This window comes from Thermomonospora cellulosilytica (assembly GCF_014138835.1).
GTDB classification, from domain to species: domain Bacteria; phylum Actinomycetota; class Actinomycetes; order Streptosporangiales; family Streptosporangiaceae; genus Thermomonospora; species Thermomonospora amylolytica.
The window spans coordinates 404100-417145 of record NZ_JACJII010000001.1 but is presented as its reverse complement, the minus strand read 5'-3'; the positions used below and the strand labels follow the sequence as shown (position 1 = coordinate 417145).

Here is a 13046-nt window from a genome sequence, read left to right as displayed (position 1 = left end):
CGCAACGCCGAGTCCGCCCCGAGGGGACGGCGGCGTCGATACGCTGACCGACATGACCAGATCGGGCGCGGCTCACCAGCCGGGTGTGCTGTCGATCCGGCCGCTGCGGCGGCTGTGGATCGCCTTGTCCCTGTCCAGCCTCGGCGACTGGCTCGGCCTGCTGGCGCTCACCGCGCCGGCGGTCGCGCTCACCGCCGGGGACGGTTTCGCGATGCAGTCGTACGCGGTCGCCGGGGTGCTCCTGGCGTGGACGCTGCCGCGGGTGCTGCCGGACGCCCCGGCGGCGGCGCCGGCCCGGAGCCTGGACCGGCGCACCGTCCTGCTGGCGGCCGACGCGGTACGGGCCGTGCTGCTGGTGTCGGTGGCGTTGCTGGGGCAGCTCGTGTGGCTGGTCGTGGCGGCGCTGCTGACCTCGTTCCTGGGCGCGGTGTCGCGGGCGGCCGTCGACGCCACCGCGCCGGGGCTGGTCCCGCAGGACCGGGTGGAGGACGCCCGGCGCGCGGTCCGGCGGACCGCGTACGGGGCCGCGCCGGTGGCCTCCGTGCTGTTCGCGCTGCTGGCGCTGCTGGCGGGGGCGGTGCTGTCCGGGGACGCCCGCAGCGACCTGCCGCTGTACGTGACGGCCGCGGTCTTCGTGCTGTCGGCGGTCGCGGCCTTCGGGCTGCGGCCGGGGCCGGTGGCCGGGCCGGAGGCCGCGCCGGCGCGGCAGGGGAAGGTGTCCCGCGCCGTTCCCGCGCTGCGCGGGCTGCTGGTCGGGCTGGCCGGGGCGTTCGCCGCGGGCGGCGCGGTGCTCGGCGTCGCCCGGATCCATGTGGCGACCCTGCACGGCGGGGACGCCGGGTTCGGGGCGGTGTTCGGCGCGGCGTTCCTGGGGATGGCCTTCGGGGTCTTCCAGGGGCCGCGGATGCTGGGGCCGTTCAGCCGGCGGCGGCTGCTGGGCCTGTCGGTGGTCGCGGCGGGCGTGGTGCTGGCCGCCATCGCGCTGATCCACAACCTGGTGGTGGTCGTGGTGCTGACCGCCGTGCTGGGCTGGGCCGCCGGAGTGGCCTGGTCCACCGCCCGCACCGTGGTGCGGGACTCCGCCGAGGAGGACCTGCGCGGGCCGGCACAGGCGTTCCTGCGGTCCGCGGTGCGGGTGGTGCTGCTGGTCGTGACGGTCGCCGCGCCCGCCCTCGCCGGGGTGATCGGACGGCACCGGCTGGAGCTGGGCGCGGACTCTGCGTACCGGTTCGACGGCCCCAACGCGGTGCTGCTGGGCGTCGCGCTGCTGGCGCTGGTCGCCGGCCTGGTCGCGTACCGGCGGCTGGACGACCGGCGCGGCATCCCCCTGGTGCCCGACCTGGGCGCGGCGCTGCGCGGCGAGGTCTACACCCCGCCCGCCGCCGAGCCGCAGACCCGCCGGGACCGCGGCGTGTTCATCGCGTTCGAGGGCGGCGAGGGCGCCGGCAAGACCACCCAGGCCCGGCTGACCGCGATCTGGCTGCGCGACCACGGCTACGACGTGGTCACCACCAGCGAACCCGGCGCCACCAAGATCGGCATGCGGCTGCGCGCCATCCTCCTGGACAAGGAGACCAAGGACCTGTCGTCGCGCGCGGAGACCCTGCTGTACGCCGCCGACCGCGCCAACCACGTCGCCAACGTCATCGAGCCGGCCCTGGCCCGCGGCGCCATCGTCGTCTCCGACCGGTACGTCGACTCCTCCCTGGCCTACCAGGGCTTCGGTCGCGAGCAGTCCGCCGACGAGATCGCCGAGCTCAACCGCTGGGCCACCGGCGGCCTGCTCCCCGACCTCACCGTCCTGCTCGACGTCCCCCCGGAGACCGGCTTCGGCCGCTTCGCCTCCCCGGCCGACCGCATGGAGTCCGAGCCCCTGGAGTTCCACGAACGGGTCCGCCGCGGCTTCCGCCGCCTCGCCGAGGCCGACCCCGACCGCTACCTGGTGATCGACGCCTCCCTCCCCCAGGAGGAGATCACCCGCCTGATCCGCGACCGCCTCCACGAGATCCTCCCCGACCCCGTCCCGGCCGGCACGGAGGACATCACCAGCACCTTCCCCGCGATCGCTGACTGACCCCCGCCGCGCTCCACGCGGCGGGTCAGTCAGCAATCGCTGTGTTCGATTGCGCTCGCTCCGCTCGCGCGGCTCGCGCGCCTTCGGACGCGCGGCCGTTCGTCGTCGCGGGCGCGCTCGCGGTGGCCTTCAGTGTCTTCGGGGGCAGGGTCTGCGGACGGTTCTGTGCCGGCCTGCAAGGACGGAGTAACGAGCGCTGCGAGGTCGGGGGACGGCCTAGCCTTGGCCTCGTGAGCGTTTGGGATGACCTGGTGGGGCAGGAGGCGGTCGTCGAGCAGCTGGGCTCGGCGGCGGTGGCCGGGGCGGCGGTGCTGGCGGGGGACGAGCAGGCCGCTTCGGGGATGACGCATGCCTGGTTGTTCACCGGGCCGCCGGGGTCGGGGCGGTCGGCGGCGGCGCGGGCGTTCGCGGCGGCGTTGCAGTGCCGGGAGGAGCCGCCGGGGTGCGGGCACTGCGCGTCGTGCCACCAGGTGCTGCAGGGGACGCACGCGGACGTCGAGGTGGTGCGGCCCGCGGGGTTGTCGTACGGGGTCAAGGAGACCCGGGAGCTGGTGCTGCGGGCGGCGTCCTCGCCGAGCGGGGGGCGCTGGCAGATCGTGCTGTTCGAGGACGCGGAGCGGGCCACGGAGGCGGCGGCGAACGCGCTGCTGAAGGCGATCGAGGAGCCGCCGCCGCGGACGGTGTGGCTGCTGTGCGCGCCGTCGCCGGACGACCTGGTGATGACGATCCGGTCGCGGTGCCGGCTGGTCACGTTGCGGACCCCGCCCGCGCAGGCGGTGGCGGACGTGCTCGTCCAGCGGGACGGGATCGCGCCGGACGTGGCGCTGGAGGCGGCGCGGGCCGCGCAGGGGGACATCGGGCGGGCGCGGCGGCTGGCCGCGGACCCGGAGGCGCGGCGGCGGCGCGGGGAGGTGCTGTCGCTGCCGGCGCGGCTGACCGGGGTCGGGCCTGCGGTGCAGGCGGCGGCGGTGCTGGTGGCCGCGGCGGAGGCGGACGCCAAGGCGACCACGGAGGAGCTGAACGAGGCCGAGACCGCGGACCTGCGCCGGGCGCTGGGGGAGAGCGAGAAGGGCCGGATGCCGCGCGGCACCGCCGGGGCGCTCAAGGAGCTGGAGGAACGGCAGAAGTCGCGGGCCACCCGGGTCAAGCGGGACTCCCTGGACCGGGCGCTGCTGGACCTGGCCTCGTACTACCGGGACGTGCTGGCGCTGCAGCTCGGCGCCCCGGTGCAGCCGGTGAACGGCGACAGGGCCGCCGAGCTGCGCGCGGCGGCGGCCGCGGGCACCCCGGAGGCGACGCTGCGCAGGCTGGAGGCGATCATGGAGTGCCGGCAGCGGCTGGACGCCAACGTCAACCCGCTGCTGGCGGTGGAGGCCATGACGCTGGCCCTGCGTACCGGCTGACCGTTCACACCGGGCAGGATGGAGGCCATGCCGTACCGAGTCACGTTCGTCTGCACGGGCAACATCTGCCGCTCCCCGATGGCCGAGGCGATCCTGCGCCACCACGTCGCCGAGGAGGGGCTGGACGTCGAGGTGGACAGCTCGGGCATCGACGGCTGGCACGTCGGTGAGGACGCCGACCACCGCACGGTGCTCACGCTGACCCGGAACGGCTACCGGTCGGCGCACCGGGCGCGGCAGTTCGAACGGGCCTGGTTCGCCACCTACGACCTGATCATCGCGCTGGACCGGGGGCATCTGCGGCGGCTGCGGGCGATGGCTCCGGACGAAGAGACACGTGGCCGGGTCCGGTTGCTGCGGGAATTCGACCCGGACGCCGGTGGGGAACTGGACGTGCCCGATCCCTACTACGGGTCCGACGCCGACTTCGAGCACGTACGGGATCTGGTCGAGGCCGCCGTTCCGGGACTGCTGGAGGAGATCCGCACCGCGCTCAAGGACCGCTGACCGGTGGAGCGGCTGGAGGAACTGCTGGGCGTGCCGGTCGAACGGGTCACCACGCTCGGCACCGGCCATGCCTGGACGCTGTCGCGGGCGACGCTGGCGGACGGGCGAGAGGTGTTCGTCAAGGCGGCCGACGACCAGGCGGGGGCGTTCGCCGCCGAGGCCGCGGGGCTGCGCTGGCTGCGGCAGGGCGACGATCCGCCCGTTCCGGAGGTGCTGGCCGCCGACGAGCGGCTGCTGGTGCTGCCGTGGCTGCCCGGGGAGCCCGCGACGCGGGCCGCGGCGGAACGGTTCGGCCGGGAACTGGCGGCGCTGCACGCCACCGGGGCGCCGTCGTTCGGGGCGCCCTGGCAGGGCTACATCGCTCATCTGCCGCTGGACAACACGCCCGGCGACCGGTGGCCCCGCTGGTATGCCGAACGCCGCATCGCCCCGTTCCTCCGTTCGGCCGCCCGCCACCTGGACGCGGCCGAGACACGGCTGGTCGAACGGGTGATGGACGGGATCGAAGCGCTGGCGGGCCCGGACGAGCCGCCCGCACGGATCCATGGTGATCTTTGGTCGGGGAACGTGTTGTGGTCCGGCGGCCGGGGCTGGATGATCGATCCTGCGGCGCACGGCGGCCACCGGGAGACCGACCTGGCGATGCTGGCCCTGTTCGGGGCTCCGCATCTGGACCGGATCCTGGCGGCCTACCGGGAGGCCGGCCCCCTGGCCGACGGCTGGCGGGCGAGGGTCGCGCTGCACCAGCTGCATCCGCTGCTGGTCCATGTGACCCTGTACGGATCGGCCTACCGGGACGCCGCGGTGCGGGCCGCCCGTTCGGCGTTGCGCGCGTCCGGATGAGGCGCGGTCACAGGACACGCTTGTCGCTTACATGAAGGGTCGGTGCGGCGATCACCGTGCACGGTGAACACGAATCCGGAGGCATGTTGCGGCGTGCCGTCACGCTGACGGTCGTCGCGACGGCCGGGGCGCTGGCGGCGGTCGCCGTGCTGGCGCTGCTCGAGGACCGGCGGGGAACGCCCCTCCCGGCCGGCGCCGACCCGGTGGACGAATCACGAGGATCGACGGAGCCCATGGAATCCGCAGAACGTCAGGACCCCCCTTCCAACGGTTCGCGACACGGCGGGCTGGTACGCGACCACGCCGTTCCGGTCATCGTGGCGATCCTGGTGGTGCTGCTACTGGCCGGTGCCATGGACTTCGTCAACGGACGGGCCGAGAAGAAGGACGAGGAGCCCGCAGCCTCGAAGGCGGCGGCCACCAAGACCGCCGCGCAGACCGGGACGCCGCGCTTCGTGGTGGGCGTTCGTCGTTCCGGTGACGCGTTGGTCGTACGGGACGCGCAGACGGGGTCTCAGGTGGGGGCGGGCATAGCCGCACCCGCGGGGCAGCGGTTCCACCAGATCGCGTCCTATGGCGAGGGGGCGTTCGTGGTGTCCGCCTACATGCCGGGGCGGGTGACGTTCCATCGGCTCACGTTGACCCGTGGCGGGCTGCCGCAGTCTCTGACCCCGCTTCCGGGGCTGGTGGTCCAGGGGACGTCCACGAGCCGTTCCGACATGGCCGTGAGCCCTGACGGGCAGCGGATCGCATACGTCGCCTACGGCAGGGGAGTCAGCCGTATCGAAATCGTCTCCGCCAACGGTGCGGACCGGCGCAGGTGGACCACCCGGTCCAACGGCCGGATCACCAACCTGTCGTGGACCGGCGGCACCCTGTCGTTCGTGTGGTCCACCGGGGGCGGCCCGACGGTACGGCGCCAGGTGCGCACCCTCGACACGACCGCGCCTTCCGGGGACCTGCGCACCAGCAGGCCGGTGCTGCCTCTGCCCGCCGGAGCCACCACCGCCGCCCTGGTGCAGGGGAACACCGTCGTCGCAGGAGTCCAGCAGGGGACGAAGCTGGCGCTGCAGGAGTTCTCCCTGCAGACGCGGCAGCCCACCAGGGTGTGGTGGAGCGCCGAGGCCGGCCGGCCCCCCGTGGCTCTGGTGCGCGCATCCAAGAGCGGCGATGTCCTGATGCTGGGCGCGGGCGGCTTGTCCTATGGCGCCCCTGGTCAGAGCGTCCGCACGTTCCCCGTGGAGGAGTACGGCGACGTCGCCTGGTGACACCGCTCACATTGCCGCATCCGGATCCCGCATAGGGTGAAGGGCACGAAAAGCGGCAAAGGGGTGCGGACCATGGGCATGGTGATGGCCGTCAGCTTCACCCGGTACGGGCGGCTGTACTACCTCGACCCGGGCCCCCACTCGCCCAAGGTCGGCGACAAGGTCCTGGTGCCCACCGAGGCCGGTCCCGAGGTCGCCGAATGCGTGTGGGCCCCGCAGTGGGTGTCCGAGGACATCGGGGGCCTCCCCGTATGCGCCGGCCTCGCCACGGAGGAGCACCTGGCCCGGGACGAGAACAACCGCCGGCGTCGCGCGGAGGGCCGCTCCGTCGCCAAGCGGCTGATCCGCAGGCACGGGCTGCCGATGAAGGTCATCGGGGTCGACTACCTGGACGCCGACAACGTCTTCAAGATCTACTTCAGCGCGCCCCACCGGGTGGACTTCCGCGCCCTGGTACGGGACCTGGCCCGCAACATCAAGGCGCGGGTGGAGCTGCGGCAGGTCGGCCCCCGTGACGAGGCCCGCCTCCAGGGCGGCATAGGCCCCTGCGGGCGGGACCTGTGCTGCGCCACGTTCCTCAAGGACTTCGAGCCGGTCTCGGTCCGCATGGCCAAGGAACAGGACATGCCCGTCAACCCGCTGCGCATCGCGGGGGCCTGCGGGCGCCTGATGTGCTGCCTCAAGTACGAGCACCCCCTGTACGTCGAGGCCCACCAGCGCATGCCCAGGCTGGGTCAGCGGGTGGAGACCCCCGAGGGCACCGGTCAGGTCGTGGCGCGGAACGTTCCCGCCGACGAGGTCACCGTAAGGCTGGACGGGGGCCGGCGTTGCTCCTGCCCTTCCGCGTCGGTCTGCTCCCCGCGCCAGCAGCACGAGGCGACGTACGGCCGCGCCGCCCAGGACGGTCCGCGACGCCCCTGAGCCCGCCGGGGCCGAGTCAGGCGAACATGGTCCTGGGCCGTTCCTGCTTGACCCCGTCCACGTACACGTCGACCTTCTCGTCGTAGAACGCGACCAGGCCGGCGATCTTCTGGCTCTCGGGGAGGGGCCGCGGATAGGACCAGACCAGGTCCTCATGGACCTTGTCCCCGATGCGGACCGACCAGTACTCGGCCTGTCCCTTGTAGGGGCACAGCGTGGTCGTGTCGCTGCGCTCCAGCAGATCCATGCGCACGTGCGTCTTGGGCAGGTAGTACCGCACCGGCAGGCTCGTCTCGAACAGCAGCCGGGGACTGGACGACTCCGCCACCGTGACCCCGTCCACCTCGACCCGGACATGCCGCGAGCCGGCCAGGATGTCGACCCGGTGGTACGGGTCCCGTGGATGCGCCATCATCTCCTCGTCCTCCTCGAACCAGGCGTCCATCGCATCCAGCTCGAACCGCACCAGCCCGCGCAGCTCCTCGATGGGCGACTCGGGGTAGCGCAACGCCGCCCCCGGTGCCTCCACCCCGTTCACCCTGACCGTGAACAGCTCCCCGTTCCCGCGGCTGGGGGAGCGCCTGACCTCGCCGTCAGGCGTCAGCCACTCCATCCGCACGTCCTCGACGGGGAAGTAGTAGGTCGGGTAGTAGGGCACCTCCCACACCATCGTCGCCCGGATGGTGTCGGCCACGACCTCACCGCCCAGATACACGCGCACCCGCTTGCTCGACGGTTCGATCCGCATTCCGCGCTCACGTCCCATGTCCGCGCCAACACCCCCTGGACCCCCGCTATTTCCCGTCCAGGCGCGAGTGGTTCCGTTCCCCTGCGCAGCCGGTCTGGAGGGGAACTCGGTCGGGATGCTCGTCCACGAGCGGGCGCACCGGTGGCCGACCTTGGGGCGGCGCGACCGGGTTCCGGGCGATGCGCGGCTGCCGCGCTCGGTGCGGACGTTTGTCCACAGGCTGTGTTTTCCCTGGTGTCGGGGCTGCGGGGGGACGAAGATGGGACGACCGGCCGGGTCCTGCGGCCGGTGGTACGACGGGGGGACACCGGCCCGGGGGCCGGTCGGTGCTGGAACGGGGTGGGAAGTTGAGGGGAACGGGTGGCATTCGCTGGGGGGCCGGGCTGCTGGTCTCGGCTCTGCTGCTGGCCGGGTGCAGCGACACCGGGCGGCCCGCGCGCGTCCAGTCACCGCCGCCGGGTTCCTCGGCCGGCCTGGAGGAGTACTACGGGCAGAAGCCGTCCTGGCGCGACTGCCACCAGGACTACGAGTGCGCCACCGTCAAGGTCCCGCTGGACTACGCACGGCCCCAGGACGGGGAACTGTCCCTGGCGGTGATCCGCCTGCCCGCCCGGGACCGTTCGGAACGCATCGGCTCGCTGGTGACCAACCCCGGCGGTCCCGGCGGGGCGGGCGTCGACTTCGTGCGTCAGGCCGGCCGTCTCTTCGGCCCCGACCTGCGCGACCGCTTCGACATCGTCGGCTTCGACCCGCGCGGCGTCGGCCAGAGCGACCCGGTCCGCTGCCTCGACGGTCCCCGGCTGGACCGCTTCTTCAGCACCGACACCTCGCCCGACTCCGCCGCCGAGTTCACCGACCTGCAGACCCAGGCCCGGGCGTTCGCGAACGGCTGCCGGGCCCGCTCGGCCGCCCTGCTGCCCCATGTCGGCACCGTGGACGCCGCGCGGGACATGGACGTCCTCCGCGCCGCCCTGGGCGACTCCAAGCTGACCTACCTGGGCTTCTCGTACGGGACCTATCTGGGGGCCTTCTACGCCGAGCAGTTCCCCCGCAACGTCCGCGCCCTCGTCCTGGACGGCGCGGTCGACCCCTCCCTGTCGGCCACCGACACCCTGCTGGAGCAGGCCAAGGGCTTCGAGACCGCCCTCCGCGCGTTCGTGGAGAACTGCACCGGCACCCCGGACTGCCCCCTGGGCACCGACCCCGACGCCGCACTGGACCGGATCGCCGACCTGCAGCGCCGCACCGACCGCACCCCTCTCAAGAGCGCCCGAGGCGACAGCCGCACCATCAACGAGACATGGGTGACGACCGGCATGGCGTCCGCCCTCTACAGCAAGAGCCAGTGGCCCGCCCTCCGCCTGGCCCTGGCCCGCGCCATCCGGCAGAACGAGGGCGACCTCCTGCTGACCCTCGCCGACCAGATGCTGCAACGGCGCCCCGACGGCTCCTACACCAACCAGATGGAGGCCAACATGGCCGTCAACTGCGTCGACAAGCCCAACCCGGCCACCGCCACCGCCTACGCCGAGGCCGTCGAGGAGGCCGAGGCCGCCGCCCCCCACTTCGGCTCCTTCGTCATGTGGGGCGGCCTCCCCTGCGTCTACTGGCCCGCCAAGCCCGCCGGCACCCCCGCCCCCGTGACCGCCAAGGGCGCCGCCCCCGTCCTCGTCATCGGCACCACCCGGGACCCCGCCACCCCCTACCGCTGGGCCGAGGCCCTGGCCGCCCAACTGGCCTCCGGCACCCTCCTCACCCTGAACGGCGACGGCCACACCGCCTACCTGGGCGGCTCCCCGTGCATCACCGAGGCCACCGACCGCTACCTGATCACCGCCACACCCCCGCGCGACGGCACGGTCTGCAACTGATGCGCACAACCCGCTCAGACCCGGTAGACTCTCCCCCGGCCACCCAGTGGCACGCCGCCTTAGCTCAGTCGGTAGAGCGATTCACTCGTAATGAATAGGTCGTCGGTTCGATTCCGACAGGCGGCTCCAGCTCAGAGGCCCCTTGCGATCACCGCAAGGGGCCTCTTGCTAACAGTCGTGCTAACAGGGGCTACGCGGCCCCGCTCATGACCTTGGCGAAGACGTCCGCCGCGGCCACCTCCGCCGACCGGATCACGGGCTTGACCGCAAGGGTGCGCCTGGAGCACTACGCCCAGCTCGTACGCGCCGAAGCCCACCAGGCTCTCAACGCCGGAACCCCCGCGATCGACTGCGCCGATCACATGCGTGCCCGCGTCCCCTGGTGGAGCGACACCACCATCGCCGGCTACCTGGTCGACCGAGGCACCGACCCCCAACTACGCACCTACATGTGGGCCTATCCCGCGGGCCTGGACTGGTTCGCCGCTCTCGCCGAGGCCGACGCTAGGGTGATCCGGGAGGTGCTGCATGCCGCGTACCGGGACCCCCTCACCCCAACCGACCTCGCCCGACTCTGGCCGGCCGGACCGCCTATCGGTGGGCCCGGAAGCACTGTTCGTCTACGGAAGCCTCCAGTTCCCTGAGGTCCTGTTCACCCTCATCGACCGAGTCCCCGACCACGAGCCGGCAGCCGCCCAGGGGTGGCGGGTGGTAGCCCTACCCGGCCGCCCCTATCCCGGCCTGGTCCCCGGCACCGGCATCGCCCGCGGCTACCTCCTCACCGGCCTGACCCTCGAGGAGTGGCGCGTCCTGGACGCGTTCGAGGATCCGGTGTACGAACTCAAGCGCCTGAACCTGGTCGACGGCCGTCACGGCTGGGCCTACGTCTGCAACCCCGGCGCCACCGTCGAAGACCACGACTGGTCAGCCGAAGACTTCCAAGCTCGAGACCTGCCCGCCTACATAGACCGCTGCGCAGCCTGGCGCCGCCGCTACGAAGCAGCCCAACAGGCCAGCTAGCCAGGAGCCCCAGTTCAGCCCCGTCCCGGGAGGTGCCGAAGGTGTCCGAGGAACTGCCGAGATGGGCCATCGTCGAGGGTGAAGTGGTCAAGCACATGCCGTACGGGCTACGAGTACGGGTCCCTTCCGGCGAAGTCGGAGTGGTCGACGTCGCGGAGATCGGAACCGGCCATCGCCAGGACTGGCCACAGGCAGGAGAGCGCGTCACGGTGGTCGGCGCCGGCTACACGCGAACGGGACCGCACCTCGAGATCCGCCGCCAGCTCCGCCTGAGCATGCGCCCCGAACATCTCCGCGAAGCCAGGAGGCGTGTCAACTCCACCAGCACTCGGCGAAGTGTCACGCACCTCTTGAGCACGATGTGTCACACAGGTCCTGAGACCCGACAACCCAGGCTCAGCCAGCCGGATGAGACCTCCGATGTGGCTACGTCGTCAAGGGCGGTCCGCTGATGCGGACCGCCGCGGCTCGGGGTCGGCGCGGCGAGCATGCGGCCTCTCCGGTCCGGTCCCGCCGCACCGGATCGGTCGGCCGTAGCACATCGCGCGTCTCATGACCGAGACGAGTCTGTGAACTCGGTTCACTAGAACATGAGTATTGCGTCTTTCGCTTGACAGCGTTCACAGCAGGACATAACTTGTTGGCATTGCTGCCCGCCGTTCTCCGGAACTGGCGGGCATTTGCGTTGCTGATCAGGCAAAGTGGAGCGGTGCCCGACGAACCCTCCGTAGTCGTGCTGATCGACTATCAGAACATCCACCTGACCGCCCGCGACCTCTTCGCACCTCCCGGCACCGACGCCAGGGATACCCTCGTTGATCCGCTGGCGTTCGCTGAGAGACTGGTAGAGGTCAGAGCCGAGCGTCAGCAGCTCCCCGAGCAGAAGAACGCCCGGCTGCAAGCGGTGAAGATCTACCGGGGTGTACCCAGCAACCAGCGCGAGCCCCAGCTCTACAGCGCCAACCAGCGGCAGGCGGCCAACTGGTCGAGGGACCCGCGGGTGGAGATCACCTCCAGGACGCTGCGGTATCCGGCGAACTGGGGCGAGTCCTGGTGCCAGGAGCGCCCACGCGAGAAGGGCATTGACGTTCTTGTCGCCCTGGACCTCGTCGACCTTGCCCAGCAGGGCACCTACGACGTGGTGATCCTCGCATCACATGACACGGACATGGAACCCGCCATCGAGCGAGCGCTGTACAGAGGCCGCTCGAAGGTCGAAACCGGAGGATGGCAGGGAGGCCGCCGGCTGAAGCCCGGACGGCGGAACGTCTGGCACACCGCCCTTGACGGCGCCGACTTCGTCAAGGTCCGCGATCGTCGCAACTACTGGTAGCAGCATGGCAAGACGGTTGATCGAGCTCGAAGCGGGGGCTTCGCAGCCCCCAGCCCCCCGCGCACCGGGGCACTCGTTCGCGCGAAGCTGCCTGTCCCACCGTCTCGCCGTCCGCGCGAACGAGCACCCCGGATCGAACTACAGCGAGCGCAGAGCAACGCCAACCGCAGGTCACGGGGCACGGGATGACGGCAACGACGGCAACCGCCGCCCACCCACGGCCACACGTCAGGAACCGTCTGACCTCAGCAGACGGCAGGACGCAGGGACTCTGGTACTTCTGAAAAGCGGAAGGTCGTCGGGTGTGCCAGCATCTGGTAGGTGATCACCTCCCGAAAGGCCGATGCCGCGTAGACGGCCGGCGGACGTCCGGACCAACGGTGCTGTCTGTACGTCCCACGATCCAGCTCTTCATCACGTGCACGGGGTGCCGGCAAGGGTCTCGGTCGCCGTAGCGGCGGTTGAGCACCGCAAGTTGTCTCCCGGTACCGTCCGCCGAGCGCTACGGGACTGGGAACGCCTCGCCAGGCTGGGGCTCACCAGACCAGCCGACCACTGCGGAGAACCGGCATGCTGCGGGGACTACCCCCGTGACCTCCTTGAGGAGGCCATCACATGTCTGCCTCCATGGGCCAAGAAGCACCTACGCCGCCTTGTCTGGCGCATCGATCGGGTTTATCTCGCTCGAACGTGGCCAGACCCTGATGCCGCAAGCGATCTGCCAGGCTGAGCCGGCATGTCTGCAATGCCAGAAGCTTGCTAACGCCAGTGCTAACAGCGGTCCTGTACGGTCGTGGACGCACCTGGACGAGCCATCCACCCGAAGGCAGGTCAGTGGACATCTGCGGACGGCTGTGGATCTTGCTCGGTTGGCTCGTAATGAATAGGTCGTCGGTTCGATTCCGACAGGCGGCTCCAGCCCAGACCAGGGCGTCCACCCGATGAGGGTGGACGCCCTGAGTCGTCTCCGGCGCGGTTGTCGGCCGGATCACCCGAGACCCCGCACCCGGCAGAGCCCTGCCATCGTGGGCGAGGGGCACCCGGGTACCGCTGAGAAC

10 protein-coding genes and 1 tRNA gene are annotated in these 13046 nt (G+C 71.7%); 10 read left to right on the top strand and 1 reads right to left on the bottom strand.

From position 1 onward, the window contains the following. Positions 1 to 52 precede the first annotated feature (52 nt). The 6 genes from tmk (at position 53) to HNR21_RS02035 (ending at position 7016) form a co-directional block, all read left to right on the top strand. Positions 53 to 2074 (top strand): dTMP kinase, encoded by a 2022-nt coding sequence (gene tmk / locus HNR21_RS02060; RefSeq protein ID WP_182703794.1) that lies wholly within the window; start codon positions 53 to 55, stop codon positions 2072 to 2074. 230 nt (positions 2075 to 2304) lie between these two features. Beyond that, the gene (locus tag HNR21_RS02055; RefSeq protein ID WP_182703793.1) at positions 2305 to 3477 is read left to right on the top strand and encodes a DNA polymerase III subunit delta'; all 1173 of its coding nucleotides are present in this window, start codon (positions 2305 to 2307) and stop codon (positions 3475 to 3477) included. A gap of 27 nt (positions 3478 to 3504) precedes the next feature. After that, a complete protein-coding gene (locus HNR21_RS02050) occupies positions 3505 to 3984 on the top strand; it encodes a low molecular weight protein-tyrosine-phosphatase (RefSeq protein ID WP_182703792.1) in 480 nt (159 codons plus the stop codon). Positions 3985 to 3987: 3 nt separating this feature from the next. Further along, on the top strand, positions 3988 to 4827 hold the full coding sequence (locus HNR21_RS02045) for a fructosamine kinase family protein (protein WP_182703791.1): 840 nt from the start codon (positions 3988 to 3990) through the stop codon (positions 4825 to 4827). Positions 4828 to 4910: 83 nt separating this feature from the next. Further along, on the top strand, positions 4911 to 6095 hold the full coding sequence (locus HNR21_RS02040; protein WP_182703790.1) for a TolB-like translocation protein: 1185 nt from the start codon (positions 4911 to 4913) through the stop codon (positions 6093 to 6095). A 72-nt stretch (positions 6096 to 6167) separates the two neighbouring features. Then, positions 6168 to 7016 carry a PSP1 domain-containing protein gene (locus HNR21_RS02035; RefSeq protein WP_220500007.1) on the top strand — a complete coding sequence of 283 codons (849 nt, stop codon included), beginning with the start codon at positions 6168 to 6170 and terminating at the stop codon, positions 7014 to 7016. A gap of 16 nt (positions 7017 to 7032) precedes the next feature. Here HNR21_RS02035 and HNR21_RS02030 read toward each other — a convergent pair whose 3' ends face one another. After that, a complete protein-coding gene (locus HNR21_RS02030) occupies positions 7033 to 7782 on the bottom strand; it encodes a DUF427 domain-containing protein (protein ID WP_182703789.1) in 750 nt (249 codons plus the stop codon). A 329-nt stretch (positions 7783 to 8111) separates the two neighbouring features. On the opposite strand from HNR21_RS02030, the gene HNR21_RS02025 reads away from it, so the two are divergent. The 4 genes from HNR21_RS02025 to HNR21_RS02010 all read left to right on the top strand — a co-directional run bounded on the left by HNR21_RS02025 (position 8112) and on the right by HNR21_RS02010 (position 11988). Next, positions 8112 to 9635, top strand: coding sequence for an alpha/beta hydrolase (locus HNR21_RS02025; RefSeq protein ID WP_246441921.1), 1524 nt, complete (start codon positions 8112 to 8114; stop codon positions 9633 to 9635). A gap of 53 nt (positions 9636 to 9688) precedes the next feature. Further along, positions 9689 to 9764, top strand: a tRNA-Thr gene (locus HNR21_RS02020). A 468-nt stretch (positions 9765 to 10232) separates the two neighbouring features. Next, on the top strand, positions 10233 to 10655 hold the full coding sequence (locus HNR21_RS02015; protein ID WP_312880781.1) for a gamma-glutamylcyclotransferase family protein: 423 nt from the start codon (positions 10233 to 10235) through the stop codon (positions 10653 to 10655). Between the two features lie 709 nt (positions 10656 to 11364). After that, positions 11365 to 11988, top strand: a complete 624-nt coding sequence (locus HNR21_RS02010; protein WP_220500006.1) for an NYN domain-containing protein — start codon at positions 11365 to 11367, stop codon at positions 11986 to 11988. Positions 11989 to 13046 lie beyond the last annotated feature (1058 nt).

Coding starts and splice junctions, on each gene's coding strand:
- HNR21_RS02050 (WP_182703792.1), top strand. CDS start 3,505: ATGCCGTACCGAGTCACGTTCGTCTGCACGGGCAACATCTGCCGCTCC.
- tmk (WP_182703794.1), top strand. CDS start 53: ATGACCAGATCGGGCGCGGCTCACCAGCCGGGTGTGCTGTCGATCCGG.
- HNR21_RS02040 (WP_182703790.1), top strand. CDS start 4,911: ATGTTGCGGCGTGCCGTCACGCTGACGGTCGTCGCGACGGCCGGGGCG.
- HNR21_RS02030 (WP_182703789.1), bottom strand. CDS start 7,782: ATGGGACGTGAGCGCGGAATGCGGATCGAACCGTCGAGCAAGCGGGTG.
- HNR21_RS02035 (WP_220500007.1), top strand. CDS start 6,168: ATGGGCATGGTGATGGCCGTCAGCTTCACCCGGTACGGGCGGCTGTAC.